The organism is Aerolutibacter ruishenii, assembly GCF_007830115.1.
Classification (GTDB): domain Bacteria; phylum Pseudomonadota; class Gammaproteobacteria; order Xanthomonadales; family Xanthomonadaceae; genus Aerolutibacter; species Aerolutibacter ruishenii.
In genome coordinates, this window is sequence record NZ_VLKP01000008.1 from 1 (window position 1) to 22,990 (window position 22,990).

Consider the following 22,990-nt stretch of genomic DNA (forward strand, 5'->3'; position numbering starts at 1 on the left):
CGGTTCGTCACTCACTATAACGATCGTCCGCACGAAGGGTTGGCGCTGTTCACACCTGCCGACCTCTTCCATGACCGCGTGCCCACCGTTGCCGCCGTCCGCCAGCAGGCGCTCACCGAGCACTACACACGCCACCCCGAGCGCTACGTCAAAGGCGCGCCCACCGTCGCCCTGCCGCCCGCCGCCGTGCACATCAACCCCGACCTCGCCATGCATGCCTCGCAACTGCTGGCTACCTCCGGCGCACTGACCATCGTCCCCACCCCGGTCGACACCGGGCTACCCGAAGTTGTTACATAGAAATCTCGCAACGAGTGTTGGGAAAGTGTTGACACGTTCCGCCTCAATACGTTCTCTGAACTCATTGACGATGTCAGGGAGAGGGTTCTGCTGGATGCGCGGTCGGCGGGTTGGTCTGATGATGGGGTGAGCCTAAGTCAAGATGGAAGTGGCGCGGCTGCTTACTCAGATGCATTGGCTACCTACCTCGCCCTTGCCCTGAGCAAGTTCTCAGATCGCAATAACGCCCTTTGTACATGGGACGCTGGCCCTTCAGGTACTAAGACATCGACTGGCGGCTCAGCTAGAACGGCATCCATCCGAAATCTTTTCGCGCGGCAAGCGATACCGATGGCGTGGGACTTCGGTGAAGTAAATCCGTTTAGTGAGTCTGGTGGCAGTTGGGATAGCTCTTTCGTGTGGATCGTTCCAGCAGTCGAAAGACTGCCGGCGCTGGGTAGTGGCTTAGCCCTTCAAAAGGATGCTCAAACACAAGAGGTAAGCGCGGGGAAGGTTGTATCGACTGACCCCCCTTACTACGACAATATTTTTTACGCAGATCTTTCGGACTTCTTCTATTCATGGCTTAGGAGATCGCTGCGGAACACTTACCCATCTCTTTTTGCCACGCTGAGCGTGCCGAAGGCTGATGAGCTTGTTGCTACGCCTGGCAGGCATGGTGGTAAGGAAGGGGCGGAGAAGTTCTTCCTCGATGGAATGACCGCAGCAATGCACAACATCGCCGATAGAGCGCATGGTGCGTTTCCGGTCTCGATCTACTACGCCTTCAAGCAATCCGATACCGGTAGCGACGGTACCGCATCGACAGGCTGGGAGACTTTCATCGAGGCAGTGCTGCGAGCTGGGTTCGCCATTCACGGCACTTGGCCCATGCGGACTGAGCTGGGCAACCGCATGATCGGCAGCGGAACCAACGCGCTCGCTTCCAGCATCATCCTCGTCTGCCGTCGTCGTCCTGACGACGCACCGCAGATACCGCGTCGCGAGTTCCAGCGCGAGTTGAAAGAAGTGCTGAGCGAGGCGCTCGAAGCCATGCTCGGCGGCGCCGATGGCGCGTCGCCCATCGCGCCGGTGGACCTGGCCCAGGCCGCCATCGGCCCCGGCATGGGCGTGTTCTCCCAGTACGCCGCCGTGCTGGAAAGCAACGGTGAACCGATGAGCGTCAAGACTGCACTGACGCTGATCAACCGCCAGGTGGACGAAGTGCTGGGCGGCGAGACCTTCGACGCCGACACCAACTTCTGCCTGGGCTGGTTCGACGAGGTCGGCTTCGGCACTGGCGCCTTCGGCAACGCCGATGTGCTGGCCCGCGCCAAGGCCACCAGCGTGGACGCGGTGAAGCATGCCGGCGTGCTGGCCTCCGATGGCGGCAAGGTTCGCCTGTTGAAGCCGGACGAATACCCGGCGGACTGGGACCCGCAGTCCGACAACCGCACCCCGGTGTGGGAAGCGCTGCACCAGCTGATCCGCGCCTACAACGCAGGCGGCGAGAGCACCGCCGGCATGCTGCTGGCCCGTATGCCGGAGAAGTCTGGCGACATCCGCCGCCTGGCCTACTGGCTCTACAACGCGTGCGCCGAGCGCAAGCGCCTGCCGGAAGAAGCCCGAGCCTACAACGAACTGATCACCGCCTGGCATGCCATCGAAGCGGCCAGCCATGACACGGGGCATATCAACGTGCAGGGGAGCCTGGACGTCTGATGGCGCACTTACAGGGGGAGTGAGATGGACATGACGTGGGTCATTCTGGGCGGCGCAGCGATCTTGCTGGTGGCCGTGCTCGCGGTGGTTCGGAAACGACGTGGTGGCCAGGTCGCCTTTCCAGCCATCGAGCTGCCGACATTGCCTGTGGTCGTGCAGCCGGTCGAAGTGGAAGCACTGGCAGTACCGGAAGAGCCGGAAGTACCGACACGGCTTGTGCTGGCCGTCGATGACGAGCCGGTGTTTGCCATGACCATGTTGGATGAGGCCGAAGGGAGCAAGCAGATCGCGGGATTGTCCAGGCACGCGCCGTCCGCATTCGGTCGCGCGCTGGAGCCGCTGATGCAGGTGGCGCCCTCCATGGCAACGGCAGGCATGGCCGGCAGTCGTCAGCTGATGGAGGTGGTGATCAATGGACCACTCGTGGCCGCGGCGGACGGCAATGGTCTCCGTGCAATGACCATGGGCGCGAACGGTGTCCAGCAAAACGCCAGGTTGTTCGAGCCCAAGGCCTTGCAGAACGTGGCCAATGCAGCGGCTATCTGGCAACTAGCTTCTGTCGCCGTGGCGCAGAAGCACTTGGCCGATATCAGCGCCACCCTCAAGCGAGTGGAAGACAAGATTGCCGGCATCCAGTCCATGCTGGAGGAGGAGCGGGCGGCCCTGATCGACGGCGCTCTCAAGTACATCCACAGCGCACGTCAAGCCATGCAGCAGGGGGAGTTCCTCGATCGCACGCGCGACAAGCTGGAGGATTTCGAGATCCAGTTGGAACAGGCCGGAACTACGCTGCTGCGCCAGATCGAGCGTGAGTCGAAGAGCGAACTGGAGCGGGACACCGTCGGCTGCGAGGGTGAGTACCAGAGCGCACTGGCCAAGCATCAGGCGCTGGCAGCGCGTGCCGCCGAACTTGTGGCATGCGCAGAAGTGCGTCTGGCCAACTGGTACCTGTGTTCGCTCTACCCCGACCGAAGCAAGATGCTGGAAAGCCGGATGCAGCAGATCCAGCAGTTCATGGCCCAGGTCGCGAGGGTACAGAAACAGTTGAGCGGGGCGTTGGACGCCGACTGCGAGAAGATCGACGCGCGCTTTACGTCTGACGAGACCATTGCCGAGCGACGTACGCATGTTCGGAACGAGGCCAAGTCCGGGAAAGAGGCGTTGAGCAAGGGCGCCAAGCGGTGCGCGACCATCATTGAGCGGGTTCAAGCGGTCGCGGACGACCGCAGTTCAACGAGCCGGTTGCTGATCGAAACCAACGGCAAGACGCCTACGGCCGTCTATCTGGCCCACGAGAAGCCGACGCTTCCTCCCATCCGCATCCAGAACGAGGAGCTGGTCGCATGTCTGTGAGTGGCACGATGACATGCGTTCCATCCGCCTCCTGTCCTACAGGGATGAAATCGCATGCGTAACGAACGCAATACCATCTGGAAGATCGTCCGCGCGCTCAACGACGCCGAGAGCAACGGCGGACTGTGGCTGCCGAACATCCAGCGTCCGTTCGTGTGGAGCGAGGAGCAGATCGAGAAGCTGTTCGACTCGATCATGCGTGAGTACCCGATCAGTACGCTGCTGGTCTGGCGCACGCGGGAGAAGGTGAAGCATCGCAAGTTCATCACCGACTGGAAGGACAGCCTCAAGGTGTCCGATGCCTACGTGATGGAGAACGCGGATGCCAAGGGCATGGTCCTGGATGGGCAGCAGCGCTTGCAGAGCCTGATCATCGGCCTGGCCGGCAGCTACAACGGCAAGGAGCTGCACTTCGACGTACTGAGCGGCGCCAAGGCCTCGCCGGAAGACATTCGCTACCGGTTCCGCTTCCTGCCGGCGGCCAGTGCGCAGTGGCCCTGGGTCAAGTTCAAGGACGTGCTCAAGGACATGTCGCGCGGCCGCAAGCTGGCGATGGAGGTGGCCCAGGATGTTTGCGCGGCGGGACCGGCCGGGCTGTCCGATGACGACGCCAAGCGCGTCCAGAAGAACATTGCCCGCGCCCAGCACGAGTTCATCAGTGACGAGAACATCAGCTACCAGTTGCTGGACGGCGTCGATGACCCCGACGCCTACACCACGGAAGACGTGGTGGAGATCTTCATTCGCGCCAACTCCGGCGGCACCAAGCTGGGCAAGTCCGACCTGTTGTTCTCGCTGCTGGCGTCGGAATGGGCGCTGGCCGACGAGGAGATGGAGGAGCTGCTGGAGGAGCTGAACCGGACCGGCTACGGGTTCGACCGCGATTTTGTCCTCAAGTCCTGCCTGGTCATGCTCGGGCAGGGCGCCAAGTACGAGGTCACGAAGTTCCGCAAGCCGGAAGTCCGCGAAGCGTTCGTCAAGAACTGGACTGAACTTTCAGATGCCATCAAGGCCGTCAGGGACTTCCTGCACGGGAAGACCTTCCTGAAGAGCGACAAGGCGGTTCCGTCCTACCTGGGCCTGATCCCGCTGATCTACCTGCGCTACACGTACCCCGACCAGTGGAATGCCACGACCGGCCGCGAGGACTACGTGTTGCGGACGATGCTCACCGGCGCGTTCAGTGGCACACCGGACAACCTGATCGACCGGTGCGTGAAGTCCATCGACGAGCGCAAGGCCTTCGAGCTGGATGAGATCTTCCACATCATCCGCAGCGATGGCCGAAGCCTGGAAGTGACGCCGGAGACCATCATCGGAACCCGCTACGGCAAGCCGCAGTCGCACCTGATTTTCAATCTCTGGTACCGCACCTTCGACTACGAACCAGCGCTGGAAGACAACCTGCCGCAGCAGGACCACATTTTTCCGCAGAGCTTCCTCAACAGCCAGAAGGAACTGAACCCGCAGACCGGGCGTTCGCGCAAGATGTACTGGGCCGACGAGCAACACCAGATCGCCAATCTGGCGTTGCTGACGGCCAAGGAGAATGGCTTCCAGGGCAAGTCGGGGGAACTGCCGGAAACCTGGATACCCAAGCAGCTCAAGGACGATCCTGGCTTCCTCGATCGACACCTGATCCCAAAGGATCCGGAACTGTGGAAGTCAGCGAACTTCCGCGATTTCATCGAGGCGCGCAAGGCGCTGATCCTGGAACGCTTCAAACCCTATTTGCAGAGCAGTCAGACCGTGGGAGAGGACCATGTCGTTGAAGCCCTGGCGTGAAGTCGCCATCCCTCACGAGGATGTCCATCGCGGCACCTTCGTGCGTGCCGAGTTTGCGGCGGACATCACCCGCGTCCATGACGGTTCGGCCACGCCGGAGTATCAGGACCCGGTGCTGTTCTTCCAGCGCACCTTCATCACCGAAGGCATGGGCGCCTTGCTCACGTCGGTGGCCAAGCGGCTGGCAGGCAAGGGTGGTGATCCGGTCATCCAGTTGCAGACCGCGTTCGGCGGCGGCAAGACCCACACCATGCTGGCGGTCATGCACATGGTCCGCGGCCAGGCGCCCAAGAGCGACCTGGCCGGCATTCCGCCCTTGCTTGATGCCGCGGGCGTCCTGGACCTACCCGCTGCCAAGGTAGTGGTACTGGATGGCGTGAAGCTGTCGCCCAGCATGCCGCGGCGCGTGGATGACCATACCCTGCGCACGCTGTGGGGCGAGCTGGCCTGGCAACTGGGTGGCGCCGAAGCCTATGCGGCCCTGGCCGATGCCGATGCCACCGGTACCAACCCCGGCAAGGATCTGCTGGCTGAGCTGATCCGCAAGGCCGGACCCTGCGTGATCCTGATCGACGAGCTGGTGGCGTATGTCCGCCAGTTCGAGGAGGGCAAGTCGCTCTCCGGCGGCACCTACGATGCCAACCTCACCTTCATCCAGGCACTGACTGAGGCCTTGAAGGCCGCACCACAGGCGGTGCTGCTGGCCTCGTTGCCGGAGAGCGAGCGCGAAGCCGGCAGCGAGCGTGGCATCGCTGCGCTGCACGCGCTGGAACACTACTTCTCCCGTGTCCAGGCGATCTGGAAGCCGGTCAGCACTGAGGAGTCGTTCGAGATCGTGCGCCGCCGCCTGTTCACCGAGATCCGCGATCAGGATACCCGCGACACGGTGTGCCGCGCCTTCGCCGACTGGTACGTGAAGCATGCCGATGACCTGCCTGGAGAGACGCAGGAGGGCCGCTACTACGACCGCCTGCGTTCGGCGTACCCGATCCATCCGGAAGTGTTCGAACGCCTGTATCAGGATTGGTCGGCGCTGCCGAACTTCCAGCGCACGCGTGGCGTGCTGAAACTCATGGCCCGTGTGATCCACCGTCTGTGGCAGAGCGACAACAAGGACCTGCTGATCCTGCCGGGCAGCCTGCCGCTGTACGACGCGGAAGTGAGCGCCGAGCTGACCAGCAACCTGCCGGTGGGCTGGGACCCCGTGCTCTCGCGCGACGTCGATGGCGAGCGCAGCGAGCCTGCGCTGTTGGAGACCCAGGAGGCCAGGTTTGGTTCGGTGCAGGCCTGTCGGCGGATCACCCGCAGTATCTTCCTGGGCAGCGCGCCGGTCTCTGGCAACGAGATGGCGCGCGGCGTGGAGACCGAGCGGTTGATCCTGAGCTGTGTCCAGCCGGGTCAGGCCCCGCACGTGTTCAAGGACGCGTTGTCGCGCTTGAAGACGCGGCTGACCTTCCTCAACGAGGGCAACAACCGCTGGTGGTTGGACGTGAAGCCCAACCTGCGACGGGAGATGGAGGACCGCAAGCGGCGCTTCCAGGATCCGGAGGTGTTCGACGAAGTGGCGGACGTGCTGCGCAAGGTGCTGGGGGGCGGCTCCATCGCGCACCACCACATCTTCACCCCTGCCGCGGACGTACCGGACGAGTGGGACCTGCGCCTGGTGGTGCTATCGCCCAACACCGGCTGGACCCGTGGTGCCGGTCCCAATCCGGCACGCGATGCGTCGGCGGCCATTCTGCGTGATCGCGGTGGCCAGCCACGCGTGAAGCAGAACCGGTTGCTGTTCCTGGCGGCGGACGCCGACCAGGTGAGCCACCTGAAGGAAACGGTGCGTGCGCTGCTGGCCTGGCGCAGCATCGAAACCGATCTCAAGGAGACACGGATCACCCTGGACAACATCCAGGCTAAGCAGGTGACCCAGAACAGGGAGCAGACCCGCGACACCGTGCTGCGCCTGGTGCGCGACACCTACAAGTGGCTTGTGGCGCCGACCCAGACCGTCAGCCGCAAGGACGGCACGGTGGGCGAGATCGAGTGGGAGGCGCAGGCGCTGAACCCGGCCGCCGTCGGGCTGGGCAAGGAGATCGACCGGGTGCTCGCCGACAACGAGTGGGTGATCGCCCAGTGGGCGCCGGTGAACCTCCATTACCTGCTCAAGGCGTGGTTCTGGAAGGACGGCGTGGTGGACGTGAAGGCGCTGGACGTGTGGCAGAAGTCGTGCAGCTACCTGTACCTGCCGCGCTTGCAGAACTCGCACGTCATGTCCCAGGCCATCGCGGCCGGCGCATCCAGCCACGACTATTTCGGCCTGGCCAGCGGCAAGGAGGGCGACCGCTATCTCGGGTTCACCTTCGGACAGGCGACGTCGCCGTTCATTGAAGTCGCGCTGCTGATCGAACCGGGCAAGGCTGCGGCTTACGAAGAGGCTACGCGCCCGCCGCCGCCACTTCCGCCCGATCCCAACCCGAACCCCGATCCGGATCCCAACCCCAATCCAGACCCGGATCCGCCCCCGCCGCCAGGACCAAAAGCGACGATGCCCACGCACTTCTGGGCGTCAGCGGAGCTGGATCCTGTCGGCGCGTCGTTGAAGTTCGCCAACATCATGAAGGAACTGGTCGAGCTGTTCAGCGCCCGCCATGGCACCAACGTGGTCATCAAGGTGGACATCGAGGCCAGCGACAGCCGTGGCTTCGACGAAACGACCGTGCGTGCGGCGAAGGAGAACAGTCGCGTGCTGGGGATTTCGTCGGCGGATTTTGATTGAGGAGCGAGTAGATGGGTAAGCCAGCCAAGAAGGCGAGTAAGGCCGAACTGATCGCCGAGTATGAGAGCTATCCGAAGTACCCGAGTCGGTTCGACAAGAAGTCGGCAAAGGACTACGAAGAAGATGGCTTCGATCAGGCCCGTGACTACTTCAAGGGCTTGGGGAAGACGTTCCGTCAGGATGCCGTGGGCAAGAAGCAGGTCCGTTCCAGCATGGATGCACTGGATGCTGAGGCGGAGTTGCAAACCACGATGGCGGACTTCTGGCTGCGACTGACCCGAACCGAGGGTAGATGGCGCCGCAAGAACGAGCCACCGGAAAACCCCTTTCAGAAAAAGGGGCGCAGTCGGACGGCGCCACAGGGAAAAATCCTAGACTGGGACAAGAAGTGGCGAAAGATCGCGGCGTACCAGGCCGTGAAGAAGGTCTATGAGAACGCGGGGGCTGCGGCATCCATCAGTGCAGGTGCAGCCCTGCGGGCGACCATGATGTGGATGACCACCAACGGTGGGGCCGTGGTGGGCAACGTGTCGGAAATGCCTGGTGCACTGCTCGACAAGGCCATGGCGCATCCGGAGCGGTTGAGCATCCAGAGCCTGACCCTCGAACAGGCACTGCGGCGCAAGTGGGTGGACGCCAAGGAGCGCGTTGTGTGGATGACTCGCTTCGAGCTTGCCAGCCAGGCGCTAGTCTACGAGTTGAAGAACATGGTGCTTTCGAAGGTCGCTGCGGATACCAAGCCAGGCCGGCCAAGAACGCCAGACAAGGATCGGATCTTCTAGAGCAGAGCCCCGCCCAGTGCGGGGCTTTCGCTTTCTGGATAGGGCAAAAAAGATCACCTGATACGGGATCACCGTGCACATTGAAATGACGACTCCCCAACAACGGAGCGTCAAATGAAGCACTGCAAGAACCTCGCGGCCAAGGCCGCAAACCCGGTCAGCACGATGCCTGTTCGTGCCTGTCCCTGCCATGCACTCACGGCCATGTTGCTGATTGGCGACTTGGGCACGCCGTCGGTTGTTCGCGACTTCGTGGAGGTGACGGCATGAGCGCGGACATGAAGTGGCGCCGGGAAGTACGCGCGATGGCGGAGTCCGAAGGCCTGACGGTCGAACGGATGGCCAGGAGCAGTCGTGGGCGGATCGCCTGCTGCGTGTCGCTGTCGGGCTACCTGGCAACCGCCACGGTCGCCGGCAGTGCCGGCAGGCATCGCACGCCGATGGAAACGCGGGCCTGTTTTCGGCGCGTGGCGCGGTCGCTGAAAGACGCGGCCCGTGCATGCCACTCGCTTGCGGCATGAGCGGTTGCCGGTGGGTGGGTTCCTGCCCACCCACCGGCCATAGCGCAGAAAAGTTGCCCTGAGCACCTGCTGATCCGACCGATAACGTGCGAAGCACGAGGACGAACAAGCATTTCAATCACTGAGGAGAACGACCATGACGATTGCTAAGACGATGTTGCCCGAGAAAGCCACGGCAAGGCTGGAAAGCCTGTGCCAGGGCGACCACGCCTACCTCACGGCCGACGAAAGGCTGGTGCTGTTTCGGCATTTCCATGCCGGCGGCGCTCAGCTCGGCGACGCCATGTATTACGCGGCACGGGAAGGGTACGCCGAGCTGGTCGAGGCCATGCTCGATGCTGGTTGTGTGCCCGAGCCGGTGGTCTTCAGGATCGCGTTCAACTACGGCAGGTATGAGGCCATGGTGTCGTTGGCGCGAGTTGGCCATCTCGTCGATCCGGCGCAAAAGGAGCAATGGCTGGACCAAGCGACCTGCCAGGGTCGGCCCATGGGCTGGCAGAAGCTGCTGATCGAGTCCTACGGCGCATCGGTGAACTGCTTCGGAGAGAACGACACCACGCCGTTGATCGAGGCGTGCCGGAGGGCGGACGACGCGTTGTCGCTGTACCTGATCGAGCAGGGGGCGGACATCGACGCGCATGCGCCGGAGAAATGGTGCGCCCGCGCCTATGCCAAGCGCTTTCGCGAACACATGCCACTCACCTGGGCACGGATCGCGCGGCATGAGTTGACCAGGAAGGCGAGCACTGCCAGGCGGCGTCGAGAAGGCGTCAACGACGAAATCAGGAGGGCCATGTGATGCACCACGGGCAACGTATTGCGCAGAAAAGTTGCCCTGATTGGCAGCCGGCCCGGTCGATATCGTGCGAAGCACGAGTCAGAACAAGCATTTCAACCAACGAGGAGGATGACGATGATTTTGAATGACCACAAAGACAACCTTGTCGCCAAGACCGTGGCGCTGGTGATGAAGAAGTTCCGGAAGGAGTTTCCGGGTAGGGCCGAGGAATGGGCAGACGAGGTGCATCGTCGTGCGATGGTGCTGTTGTACCAGCCGGTCTACGACGACGGCTTCACCAACGTCGAGGCACTCGCTGAGTTCGTGATGGTGGAGATCAGGCTCGTTCACCAGTCCGGGATTGCGAAGACGACGGCGTGCCAGGCAGACATGCGTCGCCGCGCTGCATGGAGAACCCTGGAGGCGTCTGGCTCCACTTCCACGACCACGCAGGAGCACGCCGATGAATGCATCGAGGACCGCTGGTCGATGTTCATGGAGGCCTACCTGGTCGCTCACCCGAATGCGGATTGGGAGGACGTGGAGCGCGACAGGTTGAGCGGGAGCCTGTTCGATCCAGACGACCCGTACCTGGTCGATCTCGCTGCGCGTGTGCTGGCAGACGAGGGCGAAGTCGGCTACGAGGCGGCGGCGTGATGCCGACCCCCGTCCCATGCCTTGACCCTTATGGCGCCTGTGTTCATCGGGCTGGGTCAGAGGGTCAAGGTGGCCAGGCCTTCGCGCCAAGTGCCGCAGTGGTGGCGGTTGTCATGGCAACCGCCAGAGCGAACGGCACAGGTTCGGAAGATTGGAAACACCTTTGACCCTTTGACCTGGAGCGTATTTCTCAGGGGTTTTTCACGGGGCGGGGTTGGTTTCAGTGGGTTTGACCTGCCTTGACCTTTGACCGGTGCAGGTGAAGTCGATGGGTTGTTCTGCAGTTCGGGTTCGCAGTTTTCGTGTTCGCCTGCGTTGACGTTTTTCCGATGCCTGCTTAGCTCGGGGCATCACCCACGGGAGGGATCAGATGTCGCAGTCATCGTCGCATTCAACCGGCAGGCCAGGACGGCCAGCGTTGCCAGCCAAGAACCGGCTGGTCCACACCGGGATCCGGTTGGGCGTGAAGGATCGCTCGCAGCTAAGGCTACTGGCGAAGCGGGAAGGTGTGTCGTTGTCGGAGTACCTGCGTCGCTTGGTGTGGGCGCATCTCGCGGCGAGAGCCGCATAAAGCAAAACCCCGCCGTTGGCGCGGCGGGGTCTCGTCAATCACTGGTTTCCTGGCGGAGACCGCAACATGAGGATTTACCTATGTCACAGCAGCAAGATACGAGCGCAACGCCCGGCAGTCAAGCCGTGCCTGCGAGTGGGAACAACGTCATTTCGTTCGGTGCAGCGGCAGCAGCGGCGCAAGCCGCAACGGCCACTCCTGCTCCGAACACTGGCGGCAAGAAGAAGCGTGAGAACCCGATCAAGGTGTGGTGCGACAGCGCCATGCGGGGTGCGTTCGGCGAGTTCGCGGCCGAGCGCCTGGACAACAGCACGCTGGTGCGTCGCTGGAACGATGCCTACTGGGAGCTGATGAGCGAGAACGACGGCTATGCCCGGGCGACGGACTGGATGAACCGCTTCTTTCCGGACGAGCTGTCGAGCAGTCGCGCCCGCGATTGCTGGAAGACGCTGACCGGACTGCTGCACCAGAAGCGTCCGATGCGCGTGGAAGATCCCGGTCATGCGGTGTTCCCGCTGCTGGACGGCTATCTTCACATCACCCCGCAGCGCAGCAGGCTGGAGGCGCCGGAACGCAAGTTCGGGTTGACCCACCAGATCCAGGCATCGGCTGGTGTGGCGCACGGTCAGGATTTCTTGCCCATGACGTTTCCGCCGACCAGCCTGTTCGGGCGCTATCTGGCCACGTCGCTGCCGGACCTTGAAGTCCGGGAGCTGGTTCAGGAGCAGTGTGCGCTGTCCTTTGTGCCTAATGTCTGGCAAGGCTCGGCCTGGTGGTTTGGGGACGGAGGTGCCGGCAAAGGTGTTCTGAGCAAGTTGCTGCTGCGCTTCCACAGCAAGTCGGCGACGCTGGATCTGCACAAGCTGGCCGATCCGCATCATCTGGAACCGTTGGTTGGGGCCACCTTCGTCTTGGTGGACGAGGTCGAGCAGAAGGGACGCTGGGCGGAGAAGGAGTTCAAGTCGATCATCTCCAACGATCCGGTGTCGGTGAACCCGAAGCATCGGCCCTCGTTCAAGTACCAGTCCACCGCCTACTGGATCATCTGCTCCAACCAGGAGCCGTTGATCCGCGATGACAGCGATGGCGTGCGTCGCCGCCTGGTGGTGGTGCCGTGGCCGGGGTCGGCACGGGCGCGTGGTACTTCGACGCCGGACCTGGATCGCAAGATCTTCGAACAGGAGGGGACGCTGTTCCTGGGCTGGATCGTGGAGGGGTTGATGCGCCTGCTCAAGCGCGGTGGTCCGCTGTCCGGCGCGGCGCTGCCCGAGGCGGTCAAGGCGATGTCGCGGCAGATCCACACCGACAACGACAGCATGGAGACCTGGTTCGAGGCCTGCGAGATCGTGCCGGCGGCAGGGGTGGAGCATACCAAGGGCGAGATCTACGAGGCCTACTGCAAGTACGCCGAGGACGCGCACCTGTTCGTGTACGAGCGCGAGAGCTTCTGGAAGCGGTTCAAGCGGCGGCCGGACATCCGCAACGGTGGCGTGCGCGAGGTGCGTGGACGCAAAGGTTCAGTGCGGACGCAGTTGATCCGCGGCCTGGCCATCACGCCGGCCGAGGTGGCCAGTGCCAAACGCGATGCGCTCCTGGCGCAGGCGGAGGCCGAAGGGCGGTGCACGGTGGTGGCCGGTGAGGATCCCTTTGGCATGGGTGTCGCGTGCGAGCAGCGCGAGTACCGCTTCACCGATGCCGAGCAGGTGGAGTTGGAACGCCTGCTGGTGTTGGGAGGGTTGAGCGCCTGACGTGGTCAGGCGCGTTTCACGCATCGCTTCGCAGTGCCCGGCTTGCGCAGGCCGGGCGGCTGCTTACCCTGGTTCGCAGCATAGAAGGGCCATGACCATGTTCACCGATACCGAGATCCTGCTGGCTGCCGACCGTTTCGTGATCCGCAAGAGTGAGGACGACATGCGTATCCGCCTGTCTGACGCGTTCATGCCCGAGCACGATGAACTGGTGTCGGTGGGCGAGTGTCTGGCGTTGGTGCGCAGGGCGTTACGCAAGGGGCACAAAGTCTTTATCGAGGTGTCTCCGCATGGATCTTCCAACCTACCGACAGCAGCAGGCGCATAGCTTCTACGAGCAGATCGCCAACACCACCAACCCCGTCTTCCAGCAGTGGGACGACCCGCAGGCACCGTTGCCACAGATCGGCGGCGAGCCTCGCGGCGTGTCCGGCTTCCCGTTCCAGGGCGACAACGCCCTCCAGCTGATGATGGCGGCGACCGAACTCGGCTACACCTCACCGCTGTGGTTGACCTTCGATCAGGCCAAGGCCTGCGGCGGGTCCGTCAAACGCGGCGAGATCGGCACCAAGATCCTGTCCTGGATCGGCAAGGAGGGCGACTACAAGCATGTGCTGATGACGGTGTTCAACGGCGACCAGGTGTCGGGGGTGTCGTTGCCGCACGAAGGCACGTTGGCCGCGGACGCGCAGGCGATCCGGCAAGCCGGGCTGGATGCGTTGATCCCGCCACGCAAGCGCACACCGAAGCCGGAGCAGTATGTGGCGCGGTTGCGCGAGGTGCTGGTCGAACGCTTCCCCGAGGGCGACAACGAGCAGGCCCGTGCCCAGGCGGCATTGCGTCGTGAGCTGGCACAGCTGACCGCGTGCGCGCGGCTGGGACTGCCGCGGGAGGTCGATCCTGCAATGACGCAGCGCCTGCAACCCTACGCCGAGGTACGACCGCACTGGCGCGAGGTGGAGAACGCCATCAACGATGCCCACAAGGCCTTGAAGGACATCGGCATCGAGCCACTGGTGTTCGACAAGGTCCCGCGTCGTGAACTTGCGCCGGACGTGAAACCTGCCGCCGAGCCGGCCAAGCGTCGCGCGCGTGCCAAGGCGCTGGACAAGGAACAGGTCAAGGGCATGGAGCAGGCGGCGCACATCCCGTTCTAGACGGTCGCGGGTGGCTCCCGGCTCGCCAGGCGGCGATGGGCACGCTACCGGGGCGGTCGCCGACGCAAGCCCTGCGGGCTGCTCCACTGCGTTGCGCCCTGCGGTGCGTCGTCGCCTTTTGCCCCGGTGTCGTCCCACGCACGCCAATCCGGCGAGCCAGGAGACACCTCATGCGCTTTCCCGTCCCTCTCAGTGATGCCGAGCAGAAGATCCTGCTGCGTGCCGAGGACCTGTTGACCCGATGCCACAACCGCATCAGTGAGCAGACCGCGCTGTCCGACCCGTCCACGGCCGGCAAGCTGTTCCAGATGCGCCTGGGGGCGCACGAACGCGAGATCTTCGCGGTGGCGTTCCTGGATACGCGTCATCGGCTGATTGCCTTCGAGGATCTTCACGCAGGCACGGTCGATGGTTGCGAGGTGCATCCACGCGTGGTGATCCAGCGGGCGCTGGCGCACAACGCGGCGGCGATCATGCTCGGGCACGTCCACCCCAGTGGCTGCCTGGACCCGTCGGCGGCGGACCGTGCGTTGACTGCGCGCATTCGGTCGGCGGTCGCCCTCGTCGATATCCGTTTGCTGGACCACTTCGTGGTCGGCACCACCGGCTACACCTCGATGGCGGCGCTCGGCTGGGTATGACCCAGCCGTTCTGCTGCTGTGGTTCGCAGTCCCGGCCTTGCCGGGCTGCGTTGCGTTCCTATGGTGGAGCGGACTTCAGGTTTCAGTTCGCCATGCACGAGAGCGCGCTTTCACGAGAGGACGCATGGGACGCGGGCATTCGCCTGCGCGTGGTCGAGTGCGCGGAAGGTTTGCGCATCGAGGACGGCGATCCGGAGGACAGCGGCTACGACATCGAGCAGGCGCTGCAGCTGGTGTGGCTGGCGCTGGAGCGTGGTCGCGAGGTGCGAATCGTGTGGGCACGCCGATCCGGTAGCGCAGAAAAGTTGCCCTGAACCGCTTGCCCTGGAACCGGGAGGATGCCGTGTCGTTGTTGAGGAGGAGATCATGAAGTACGCCGACATGGCCCAGGCACAGGCGGCCGTGCTGATCGCCGAGATGGAGAAGGGGCATTCGTTCCTGCCGTTCCTGAAACCCGGCGATCCGGCGCTGGTCAACGGATTGCCGTACAACCCGACCACGGGCAAGCCCTATCGCGGCGGCAACATGGTGATGCTGTGGATCGCCGGCATGGTGGACGGCTATGAGGACCGGCGCTGGCTGACCTACAAGCAGGCGCAGGCCATCGGCGCGCAGGTACGCAAGGGCGCGAAGTCGGTGCCGCTTCGGTATGTGATCTTTCCGGACAAGGAGGAGGGGCAAGGCGTGATCATGTCCTCGAAGCCGCGTCCGTTCTTCTTCAACGTGTTCAATGCCGAGCAGATCGACGGCATGCCTGCGGCGCCGTCGAGGGAAGCGCTGGCACCGGAGCAACGCAATGCGCAGTGCGAGGCACTGCTGCGCGGCTCCGGTGCCGAGATCGTGCATGGGACCGCTTCGCCGCATTACGCGCCCGGTTCGGATCGGATCGGCTTGCCGCATCCGGAGCGGTTCGTGTCGTACGAGGCGTATCTGGCCACTGCGTTGCACGAGCTGGCGCATTGGACCGGGCATCCGTCGCGGCTCAATCGGGATCTGTCCGGCGCGTTCGGTTCGCTGTCGTATGCACGTGAGGAGATGGTCGCCGAAACGGCAAGCCACATTCTGGCCGTGGAGCTGGGGATCGGGCATGACGTGTCGCAGCATGCGGCGTATCTGTCGATGTGGATCAAGATCGCCCAGGAGGAGCCGGGCTATCTCTACCAGGCCGCGGCGTCGGCGGAGAAGGTGTGCGACTTCCTGGAGATAGAGCGCTATCGGCATGCGCCGCTGGTGGTGGAGCCGGAGCAGGCGTTGGCGCCGGAGGCGTTGCCGGTGCCGGTGGTCCGGTCGATGCCGGAGATGGGGATTTCCTTCTAGGGGGGCGGGGCCTGGCCACCCTGCGGCTGGCCATCGCGCCCGGCGTCGCGTGGCGACCGAACGCTGTTCGGCCCTGCGGGCTGGGTCGCTGGGCCGCACCGCGCCGAGCGCTGCCATGCAGCGGGTGCCGTTCGTCGTCGCTGGTTCCGTCAAGGGTCGCCGCGTTCGCCCGTGTCCTCGCTGCGCTGCGGGCCGCGCCAGCGTCCGCGGCTTGTTCCCTTGACGGCACGACGACTGCCGGCGGCCGGTCACCAGCAGGGACATCGCCGGGGGCGTGTCCCTGGCGTGACCACGAGGTAATGACCATGGAACACCAGACCATCACCGTCCAGGGTGAAGCGTTCGCCAGCTGGATGATCACCCGCGACTATGTCGATGGCAGCCAGCGCGGTTGCTTCCGCACGCACGATCCGGCCGGTCCGGATCGGGCGCAGGTGCGACAGCGGATCGAAGCGGCGCCGGACCGGTTGCGGTTCCGGATGCGACGCAACGGGCGCACGCTGTACACCGGACTGTACGTCGGGCCGATCAACCGGCAGAAGTTGCGTGAGCCGCTGGTCATGGTCGGCGCGCCCATCGGCCAGTGCTGGGACATCGAGTACCTGACCGAAGCCGGCAAGTGGGAGCGGACATGACGCGCGCTCGCTTGCCGCTGGCGCCAGGACACGTGCGGCGGGTGTCGCCGACCGTGTGTGCGGTCGAGCCGTTCCCCGGATCCAGCGATGACGACCGGATGCAGTTGCTGTGGTTGGCCAGGACCTATGCGCGGCGCGTGCCGTTCGGTGGCGACTGGCCGGTGCAGCGCTGGGCGCAGGAGATTGCATTTCATGACGGCGACCACGCCGGGCGGGTGTGGCTGCTGGCCTATGCGCGTCGTTTCGGCGCAGGCGATAGCGCAAAAAAACGGGTATCCGGATTTTAGTGTGGGACGACAGCTAAAGCACTTGCTTGTCTGACTGTTCTTGCTTGTAGGTTTCTAGTTTCGCAGGCTCGTCCGTTTCAAGCCTTCAGTGTGGGTTTTTCCTGCTGGCGCATGTCGGTGCAAGGAAGCAATCAGTGGGCAGGTCACCTTGCCTTGGCTCGACCTGCATGCCTTGACCAATTGGGATAGCGCCAACTCCATGCGCTGGAGATCGGCCAGCCGCAGGCGCACATCCGCCAGCCGCGCTGCCGCGAGGTCGGCGGACTCGTGGCAATGGGTGCCGTCCTCCAGCTTGAGCAATTGCGCAACCTCGTCCAGATTGAAGCCCAAGCGCTGAGCGGACTTCACGAACTTCACCCGGTCCACGTCCGTCGGCCCATAGCGGCGGATGCCGCCGATGGGCCGATCCGGCTCCAGCAGCAAGCCCTTGCGCTGATAGAACCGGATGGTCTCCACGTTGACCCCGGCTGCTTTGGCGAAGGCCCCGATGGTCAGGGTTTCCGGGATGTTCATCATGGCGCTTGACTCCGTACTTGGCTACGGAAGTAACGTTAGCGCATCACGCAAAGTCCCGGAAGGAGACCCTCATGGCAAAACCTAGCAACGGCCGCGGTGCACTGGCTGCCGGCGGCTTGGCCGCCATCCTTGCCTCGACCTGCTGCCTCGGCCCGCTGGTGCTGATCACGCTAGGCTTCTCTGGCGCCTGGATCGGCAACCTAACCGCGCTCGAACCGTATCGGCCGATCTTCATCGGCGCCGCGCTCGTCGCGCTGTTCTTCGCCTGGCGCCGCATCTTCCGGCCCGCCCGCGCCTGTGCACCGGACGACGTGTGTGTCGTGCCCCAGGTGCGAACAGCCTACAAGGTGATTTTCTGGATCGTGTCCGCCCTGGTACTGATCGCCCTCGCGTTCCCCTACGTCATGCCCCTGTTCTACTGAAGGAGACTGTCATGAAGAAATTTGTCGCACTGTTCGCTTTGACTGTAGCCCTGAGCGCTCCAGCTTGGGCCGCCACCAAAACCGTCACGCTGTCGGTACCGGGCATGACCTGCGCCACCTGTCCGATCACGGTCAAGAAGGCGTTGTCCAAGGTCGAAGGCGTCGTTGAAGCCAAGGTGACCTGGGAGCCCAAGGAAGCGGTGGTGACTTACGACGACACCAAGACGACGCCAGCCGCCTTGACCAAAGCCACCGAGAACGCAGGCTACCCTTCCACGGTCAAGAAGTGATCGTCCCATGACCGAGGCGATCACACTGCACGTCGATGGCATGACCTGCGGGGCGTGCTCCGAGCACGTCCGGCAAGCTTTGGAGAAGGTGCCCGGTGTGCGTTCGGCAGCGGTGTCCTATCCGCAACGGCGGGCTGAAATCACGGCTGATGCGGGCGCCGATTTGGAGATGGCACCGCTGGTCGCCGCCGTGTCTGCACTCGGTTACCGGGCGCAGGCTGCCGACATGCCGAGCAAGCCTGCGGACCTGTTGAACAAGACGCTGGGCGGGTTAAACGGCGAGCCGAAGCGCGGAGATGCAGAGCCGGCATTGCACGTCGCTGTGATTGGCAGTGGCGGCGCGGCGATGGCGGCGGCGCTGAAAGCCGTCGAGCAAGGAGCGCGCGTCACCTTGATCGAGCGAGGCACCCTCGGCGGTACCTGCGTCAATGTCGGCTGCGTACCGTCCAAGATCATGATCCGTGCCGCGCATATCGCCCATGTACGGCGCGAGAGTCCGTTCGACGACGGCATTGCGGCCGCTTCGCCGGCGATCCTGCGCGAGCGTTTGCTGGCGCAGCAGCAGGAGCGCGTCGACGAACTGCGTCACGCCAAGTACGAAGGTATTCTGGCCAGCACTCCCGCCATCACCGTGCTACGCGGCGACGCCCGCTTCCTGGACGACCGCCATCTGAACGTGCAACTGGCAGAAGGCGGCGAATGCGCAGTCGCCTTCGACCGCTGCCTGATCGCCACCGGCGCCAGCCCGGCGATTCCGCCGATCCCCGGCTTGCAGGGCACCCCCTACTGGACCTCCACCGAGGCGCTGGTCAGCGACCGTATTCCCGAGCGGCTGGCGGTGATCGGTTCGTCGGTGGTGGCGGTCGAACTCGCGCAGGCCTTTGCCCGACTCGGCAGCAAGGTGACTCTCCTGGCGCGCAACACGCTGTTCTTCCGCGAAGATCCCACTATAGGTGAAGCCGTCACGGCCGCGTTCCGCAACGAAGGCATCGAAGTGCTGGAGCACACGCAGGCCAGTGAGGTGGCCTTTGCAAGCGGAGCATTCGTGCTCACGACCGGGCGCGGCGAACTGCGCGCTGACCGACTGCTGGTCGCCACCGGCCGCACACCGAACACCCGCGCCTTGGATCTCGACGCGGCAGGTGTCGCGGTCAACGCGCAGGGCGCCATCATCATCGACAATGGGATGCGCACCGGCACACCGCACATCTACGCCGCGGGCGACTGCACCGACCAGCCGCAGTTCGTCTACGTCGCAGCGGCGGCCGGTACCCGCGCCGCGGTCAACATGACCGGCGGCGACACGGCGCTGGACCTGACGGCGATGCCGGCGGTCGTGTTCACCGATCCCCAGGTCGCCACCGTGGGCTATAGCGAAGCCGAAGCACACCATGCCGGCATCGAGACCGACAGCCGCACGCTGACACTCGACAACGTGCCCCGGGCGCTCGTCAACTTCGACACACGTGGCTTCATCAAGCTGGTCGCGGAAGCCGGCACTGGCCGGTTGCTCGGTGTGCAGGCGGTGACCCCCGAGGCGGGCGAACTGATTCAGACGGCCGCGCTCGCCATCCGGGCACGGATGACGGTGCAGGAGCTGGCCGACCAGTTGTTCCCTTACCTGACCATGGTCGAGGGACTGAAGCTCGCAGCGCAGACTTTCACCAAGGATGTGAAGCAACTGTCCTGCTGCGCGGGGTAGTGCTGTGCTGAGCGTTCAGGCCCAAATGCTCAGCTTCATCCGTTGAGCCAAACACCCAGGTTGAAGCTTCGGGGCTTGTGCGATGGGTCAAGGTTTACTCGAAATACCCCTCTTCGAGCAGCCGCACCAACGTCGGAATGTAAGGTCCATATTCGACCACGCGTCTGACCTGCTTCTTGCGGATCGATGCCATCGTCATTCGCTGGAACTCGAAGTTCGTTGATACCTGGTCATCATCGACATCTACGGTCTCGACTACGGCCCCGTCCTTGCGCGCCTTCTCGTTGTAGAGCATCCGCGCCCGAATCACCTCGAAGCTGTAGCCCCTGCCCATGCGGTTCATGTCTTTGGCCAGTCGGTTGACGGATTCAGTATAGGCATTGGTAATGGGTTGTTCGAAGTAAGAGAAGATTTCGTCGTGCCAGTTGTGCACGGCGGTGGTCAGATCCTTGAACGTGGCCGCCAGCTCCGGTGGAATGTTGCCTAACCACGTCGCGCATGCCGCTTCAGCCTCCGGACGGCTCTTGTGATCCCAGATCGACAAGAAGCCTTCCTTGAGGGCGTGCGCCTCCCCGAGCTGGGGAAACTGGCGGAACCATTCCAGGGCCCGTGTCATGTCTGCGCCCTTCAGATCGTGCTGCCGCTTGAGCAACAGGAAGCGCTCATCCTTGAGCTTGAGGCGCTGCCGAGCCGGCAGATCCTTGCGAATGCGCTTGCGCAGCTTCTCCAGCGCGTCATTGGCCATCCGCTGGATATGGAAACGATCGACCACAATCCGCGCCTGCGGCAGCGTGGCACGCACCACCTGCTTGTAAACGTGGTACATGTCCATCGCCACCCACTCGATGGTGTCCTTGTCCCGCAGGTTGCGGAAATAGGGCAACAGGTCGGCCTTGGCCCGGCTCGGCCGGAGGTCGAATACCGTCTTGCGTTCGATGTTGGTGATCATCGCCCGGTACTGGCCGATGATCTTGAGCTCGTCGATCCCCAGGATGCGGGGCGTCCGGAACCGGACCTTGGCCTCGAACTCCTCGATGAAGTCGTCAAAGACGTGGCGGACCGTCTTCTCGTCCAAGTCCACTTCGCGCGCCAGCGCCGCGAAGGTCTTGGTGAAGCTCTCTTTACGGATATAACGCACCAGGCGGGCCGTGGCTTGACGCTTGCTGTCGAGATCGGCGACAGGCTCGAAGAGCGTCTTATTGCACGAGATGCAGCGATATCGCCTGCGCTGGATGAACACCACGACCGGCTTGCCGTGCGTCGGCGTATCCTGAAACGACTGCTCTTGTGAGCCGTGACCGTGCAAACGTCCGACCTTGCACAGCGGGCAGGTTGCCACTGGCGCAACGCCTTCAGCCTTGACGACATAGCGCTCGTCATCGCCTACGACTTCAAGTGTATTGAGGCTACGCAACTGCAGAAAATCGGTCACTCAACACCTGGGCGAGCCCACACTGAAATCCGGTTTCTAGCTTAGCATGCTCGTTCTCGGTTCCAACACTAGAATCCGTCTTTTGAAATGAGAGCTACAACAGCCATAAACCCTGAAACCCACACCAGATTCCGGATACCCAAAAAAACTGCCCTACACGCCCCTGCCGGGGGATGGGAACCTGACCATTCACTAACGCAGGAGGTTGCAATGAGCCAGGTTTACACACTCCCCGGGGCGGTTCGCTGGCGCAGTCACGACGGGAGTCGGGACGTGCGTTCGCACCGGGTTCACGGGTGGCGGGTCGAGCCGATGGAACTGACCCACCATCCCATTACCGGTCGGCGGTTCCGTGGCGGCGTGTGCCAGTGGTGGTTCAAGGAGACCAAGGTCGATGGCGCTTCAGGGGGCGAGCCGTTCGACGAGGATCCAGCGCATCCCGTGATGCCTTGAGTTGACGGTGCAGCTCCGCCGCTTGGGTTTCGGCGGTGAGCAATCCATCCAGCAGGCGCTGTTCGTCCTGGGTGTTGCCTTCCAATCCATCGAGCCAGTGCGTCTTGTGTTGATCGTTGATCGCTTGCCGCAGTATGTTCGCCTGGCGGCGAACGACACGATGCTCTGCTTGCAATCGTTCGCGGGCGCCTGCGGTAAGCCGGTGGGGCGTCGTTGCCGACTGGGATCTGGCGGGGTCTGGCACGGTGATGCCGACCTGGCGCAGGCGCAATGCCGACGGCGACGCCGACGTGATCCACCAGCAGTCCAGAAAGTCGCGGGGCTGCGCCAGGTGGGCGAGCGCCACCACCAGGGTATTGGCGTCGATCAGCTGCCAGACCAGCGTGCGAAAGGCCTTGTCCTCGACGTGATGGATGGTAAGCCGGTGATCCTGGTGGACGATGGCGCCGGCCAACCGCGCCAGCAGGCGGGCCAGCCCCGTGGACTGCGTGTCGCCAAAGCGGGAGGACACGCCGATGAGACAACGGCCGTCCTCACCCTGCGCGGCGAACACGCGCGAACGGGGATGGTGGTGGCGACGCGCGAGCGCCTGCGCGAAATCGGTCGGGTGTGTATGAGGCGACAACGGCAGCAGATGGTTGTGGCTGGCCAGCAGGACGGCGGTGCGCTGGGCGCGCAGTGGGTCCGGTATGGCGACCGAGGCCACCAGGTCCGCTGCCGCGCGTAGCTGCTGGCAGCGACGGCAGCAGAGGAAAGCATTGTCGGGCGTGGTGGGACCCCCGAGGGCCGGATGGATGAGCGTGGCCACGACCGGGAGCCGTGCGCCACGTGATTGGGCGAGGTCATAGGGAGCCGCGCACAACGGACAGGCCTGGCCCGGGTGGGCGTGCAGGCGCCGCCGCACAAACATGGGCAGCGCAACATGGCGCAGACGGTCCCGCGCGGCGATGGCGGCAACGAAGGTGGACAGGTCGGTGGCGGGCGGTGGCATGGCACCAGCCTAGGGACGCGAGCTGACTTGGCCAGGGCGACCGGATGGACGAGCACCCCGAAGCGCCGTGAAGGCCAAGCGAACCATGGACACCACGCACCAGGGTAATGACCGGACGACGGCGCGAATGCGTTGTGGCGAGCGCGAACGCCAGCACTGGCAACCGTTTGCGGCAACGGCG

Annotated in this window: 23 protein-coding genes and 1 pseudogene; 21 read left to right on the top strand and 3 right to left on the bottom strand. The window is 63.8% G+C overall.

What is annotated here, in order from left to right; translation table 11 throughout:
• From IP93_RS09850 to IP93_RS09920, 18 genes and pseudogenes are all read left to right on the top strand, one after another.
• A pseudogene (locus tag IP93_RS09850) lies at positions 1-300 on the top strand (hypothetical protein); the annotation flags it as partial.
• A 330-nt stretch (positions 301-630) separates the two neighbouring features.
• Positions 631-2,001, top strand: a complete 1,371-nt coding sequence (locus IP93_RS09855; protein ID WP_144815136.1) for a DUF1156 domain-containing protein — start codon at positions 631-633, stop codon at positions 1,999-2,001.
• A gap of 24 nt (positions 2,002-2,025) precedes the next feature.
• Complete coding sequence (locus IP93_RS09860) at positions 2,026-3,354, top strand: coiled-coil domain-containing protein (protein WP_144815139.1); 1,329 nt, start codon at positions 2,026-2,028, stop codon at positions 3,352-3,354.
• A 54-nt stretch (positions 3,355-3,408) separates the two neighbouring features.
• Entirely contained in the window at positions 3,409-5,139 is a 1,731-nt protein-coding gene (locus tag IP93_RS09865; protein WP_144815142.1) for a DUF262 domain-containing protein, read from the top strand.
• Complete coding sequence (locus IP93_RS09870; protein ID WP_144815145.1) at positions 5,117-7,909, top strand: ATP-binding protein; 2,793 nt, start codon at positions 5,117-5,119, stop codon at positions 7,907-7,909. Before IP93_RS09865 ends, IP93_RS09870 begins: the two co-directional genes overlap by 23 nt.
• Before the next feature lie 11 nt (positions 7,910-7,920).
• Positions 7,921-8,691: a hypothetical protein gene (locus tag IP93_RS09875; RefSeq protein ID WP_144815147.1), complete on the top strand. Its 771-nt coding sequence runs from the start codon at positions 7,921-7,923 to the stop codon at positions 8,689-8,691.
• 114 nt (positions 8,692-8,805) lie between these two features.
• Positions 8,806-8,961, top strand: a complete 156-nt coding sequence (locus IP93_RS15650) for a hypothetical protein (protein WP_158636321.1) — start codon at positions 8,806-8,808, stop codon at positions 8,959-8,961.
• Complete coding sequence (locus tag IP93_RS09880) at positions 8,958-9,212, top strand: hypothetical protein (RefSeq protein WP_144815150.1); 255 nt, start codon at positions 8,958-8,960, stop codon at positions 9,210-9,212. The genes IP93_RS15650 and IP93_RS09880 overlap by 4 nt, the downstream gene beginning before the upstream one ends.
• A gap of 136 nt (positions 9,213-9,348) precedes the next feature.
• Positions 9,349-10,011 carry an ankyrin repeat domain-containing protein gene (locus IP93_RS09885; protein ID WP_144815153.1) on the top strand — a complete coding sequence of 221 codons (663 nt, stop codon included), beginning with the start codon at positions 9,349-9,351 and terminating at the stop codon, positions 10,009-10,011.
• Between the two features lie 114 nt (positions 10,012-10,125).
• Positions 10,126-10,647, top strand: a complete 522-nt coding sequence (locus IP93_RS09890; protein WP_144815156.1) for a hypothetical protein — start codon at positions 10,126-10,128, stop codon at positions 10,645-10,647.
• A gap of 696 nt (positions 10,648-11,343) precedes the next feature.
• A complete protein-coding gene (locus IP93_RS09895; RefSeq protein WP_144815157.1) occupies positions 11,344-12,966 on the top strand; it encodes a DUF5906 domain-containing protein in 1,623 nt (540 codons plus the stop codon).
• 91 nt (positions 12,967-13,057) lie between these two features.
• Positions 13,058-13,294 (top strand): hypothetical protein, encoded by a 237-nt coding sequence (locus IP93_RS15655; RefSeq protein WP_158636322.1) that lies wholly within the window; start codon positions 13,058-13,060, stop codon positions 13,292-13,294.
• The gene (locus tag IP93_RS09900) at positions 13,257-14,123 is read left to right on the top strand and encodes an ArdC-like ssDNA-binding domain-containing protein (RefSeq protein ID WP_158636323.1); all 867 of its coding nucleotides are present in this window, start codon (positions 13,257-13,259) and stop codon (positions 14,121-14,123) included. Before IP93_RS15655 ends, IP93_RS09900 begins: the two co-directional genes overlap by 38 nt.
• Before the next feature lie 170 nt (positions 14,124-14,293).
• Positions 14,294-14,764 carry a JAB domain-containing protein gene (locus IP93_RS15920; RefSeq protein WP_144815162.1) on the top strand — a complete coding sequence of 157 codons (471 nt, stop codon included), beginning with the start codon at positions 14,294-14,296 and terminating at the stop codon, positions 14,762-14,764.
• Between the two features lie 92 nt (positions 14,765-14,856).
• Positions 14,857-15,078, top strand: coding sequence for a hypothetical protein (locus IP93_RS15660; protein WP_158636324.1), 222 nt, complete (start codon positions 14,857-14,859; stop codon positions 15,076-15,078).
• A gap of 52 nt (positions 15,079-15,130) precedes the next feature.
• Positions 15,131-16,081, top strand: a complete 951-nt coding sequence (locus tag IP93_RS09910; RefSeq protein WP_158636325.1) for an ArdC family protein — start codon at positions 15,131-15,133, stop codon at positions 16,079-16,081.
• Between the two features lie 299 nt (positions 16,082-16,380).
• Complete coding sequence (locus IP93_RS09915; RefSeq protein ID WP_144815168.1) at positions 16,381-16,716, top strand: hypothetical protein; 336 nt, start codon at positions 16,381-16,383, stop codon at positions 16,714-16,716.
• Positions 16,713-17,003 (top strand): hypothetical protein, encoded by a 291-nt coding sequence (locus IP93_RS09920; RefSeq protein ID WP_144815171.1) that lies wholly within the window; start codon positions 16,713-16,715, stop codon positions 17,001-17,003. Before IP93_RS09915 ends, IP93_RS09920 begins: the two co-directional genes overlap by 4 nt.
• A 54-nt stretch (positions 17,004-17,057) precedes the next feature.
• On the opposite strand, the gene merR is transcribed toward IP93_RS09920, so the two are convergent.
• A complete protein-coding gene (gene merR, locus IP93_RS09925; protein WP_062351790.1) occupies positions 17,058-17,519 on the bottom strand; it encodes a mercury resistance transcriptional regulator MerR in 462 nt (153 codons plus the stop codon).
• Positions 17,520-17,590: 71 nt separating this feature from the next.
• Between merR and merT the strand changes: the two genes are divergently transcribed.
• From merT to merA, 3 genes are read left to right on the top strand one after another with little or no spacing between them, the layout of a single operon-like run.
• Entirely contained in the window at positions 17,591-17,941 is a 351-nt protein-coding gene (merT, locus tag IP93_RS09930; RefSeq protein WP_144815173.1) for a mercuric ion transporter MerT, read from the top strand.
• Between the two features lie 11 nt (positions 17,942-17,952).
• On the top strand, positions 17,953-18,231 hold the full coding sequence (gene merP / locus IP93_RS09935; RefSeq protein ID WP_028839823.1) for a mercury resistance system periplasmic binding protein MerP: 279 nt from the start codon (positions 17,953-17,955) through the stop codon (positions 18,229-18,231).
• A 7-nt stretch (positions 18,232-18,238) separates the two neighbouring features.
• Positions 18,239-19,933: a mercury(II) reductase gene (gene merA, locus IP93_RS09940; RefSeq protein ID WP_144815175.1), complete on the top strand. Its 1,695-nt coding sequence runs from the start codon at positions 18,239-18,241 to the stop codon at positions 19,931-19,933.
• Between the two features lie 94 nt (positions 19,934-20,027).
• Here merA and IP93_RS09945 read toward each other — a convergent pair whose 3' ends face one another.
• Together IP93_RS09945 and IP93_RS09950 are read right to left on the bottom strand one after the other, a co-directional pair.
• The gene (locus IP93_RS09945; protein WP_062351793.1) at positions 20,028-21,365 is read right to left on the bottom strand and encodes an ISL3 family transposase; all 1,338 of its coding nucleotides are present in this window, start codon (positions 21,363-21,365) and stop codon (positions 20,028-20,030) included.
• A 376-nt stretch (positions 21,366-21,741) separates the two neighbouring features.
• The gene (locus tag IP93_RS09950) at positions 21,742-22,809 is read right to left on the bottom strand and encodes a hypothetical protein (RefSeq protein WP_144815178.1); all 1,068 of its coding nucleotides are present in this window, start codon (positions 22,807-22,809) and stop codon (positions 21,742-21,744) included.
• Between the last annotated feature and the right edge of the window lie 181 nt (positions 22,810-22,990).

What these genes read in the sequence shown, in the direction of transcription:
- IP93_RS09855 (WP_144815136.1), top strand. Translation starts at nt 631, where the DNA reads ATGGCGTGGGACTTCGGTGAAGTAAATCCGTTTAGTGAGTCTGGTGGC.
- IP93_RS09860 (WP_144815139.1), top strand. Translation starts at nt 2,026, where the DNA reads ATGGACATGACGTGGGTCATTCTGGGCGGCGCAGCGATCTTGCTGGTG.
- IP93_RS09865 (WP_144815142.1), top strand. Translation starts at nt 3,409, where the DNA reads ATGCGTAACGAACGCAATACCATCTGGAAGATCGTCCGCGCGCTCAAC.
- IP93_RS09870 (WP_144815145.1), top strand. Translation starts at nt 5,117, where the DNA reads ATGTCGTTGAAGCCCTGGCGTGAAGTCGCCATCCCTCACGAGGATGTC.
- IP93_RS09875 (WP_144815147.1), top strand. Translation starts at nt 7,921, where the DNA reads ATGGGTAAGCCAGCCAAGAAGGCGAGTAAGGCCGAACTGATCGCCGAG.
- IP93_RS15650 (WP_158636321.1), top strand. Translation starts at nt 8,806, where the DNA reads ATGAAGCACTGCAAGAACCTCGCGGCCAAGGCCGCAAACCCGGTCAGC.
- IP93_RS09880 (WP_144815150.1), top strand. Translation starts at nt 8,958, where the DNA reads ATGAGCGCGGACATGAAGTGGCGCCGGGAAGTACGCGCGATGGCGGAG.
- IP93_RS09885 (WP_144815153.1), top strand. Translation starts at nt 9,349, where the DNA reads ATGACGATTGCTAAGACGATGTTGCCCGAGAAAGCCACGGCAAGGCTG.
- IP93_RS09890 (WP_144815156.1), top strand. Translation starts at nt 10,126, where the DNA reads ATGATTTTGAATGACCACAAAGACAACCTTGTCGCCAAGACCGTGGCG.
- IP93_RS15655 (WP_158636322.1), top strand. Translation starts at nt 13,058, where the DNA reads ATGACCATGTTCACCGATACCGAGATCCTGCTGGCTGCCGACCGTTTC.
- IP93_RS09900 (WP_158636323.1), top strand. Translation starts at nt 13,257, where the DNA reads ATGGATCTTCCAACCTACCGACAGCAGCAGGCGCATAGCTTCTACGAG.
- IP93_RS15920 (WP_144815162.1), top strand. Translation starts at nt 14,294, where the DNA reads ATGCGCTTTCCCGTCCCTCTCAGTGATGCCGAGCAGAAGATCCTGCTG.
- IP93_RS15660 (WP_158636324.1), top strand. Translation starts at nt 14,857, where the DNA reads ATGCACGAGAGCGCGCTTTCACGAGAGGACGCATGGGACGCGGGCATT.
- IP93_RS09910 (WP_158636325.1), top strand. Translation starts at nt 15,131, where the DNA reads ATGAAGTACGCCGACATGGCCCAGGCACAGGCGGCCGTGCTGATCGCC.
- IP93_RS09915 (WP_144815168.1), top strand. Translation starts at nt 16,381, where the DNA reads ATGACCATGGAACACCAGACCATCACCGTCCAGGGTGAAGCGTTCGCC.
- IP93_RS09920 (WP_144815171.1), top strand. Translation starts at nt 16,713, where the DNA reads ATGACGCGCGCTCGCTTGCCGCTGGCGCCAGGACACGTGCGGCGGGTG.
- merR (WP_062351790.1), bottom strand. Translation starts at nt 17,519, where the DNA reads ATGATGAACATCCCGGAAACCCTGACCATCGGGGCCTTCGCCAAAGCA.
- merT (WP_144815173.1), top strand. Translation starts at nt 17,591, where the DNA reads ATGGCAAAACCTAGCAACGGCCGCGGTGCACTGGCTGCCGGCGGCTTG.
- merP (WP_028839823.1), top strand. Translation starts at nt 17,953, where the DNA reads ATGAAGAAATTTGTCGCACTGTTCGCTTTGACTGTAGCCCTGAGCGCT.
- merA (WP_144815175.1), top strand. Translation starts at nt 18,239, where the DNA reads ATGACCGAGGCGATCACACTGCACGTCGATGGCATGACCTGCGGGGCG.
- IP93_RS09950 (WP_144815178.1), bottom strand. Translation starts at nt 22,809, where the DNA reads ATGCCACCGCCCGCCACCGACCTGTCCACCTTCGTTGCCGCCATCGCC.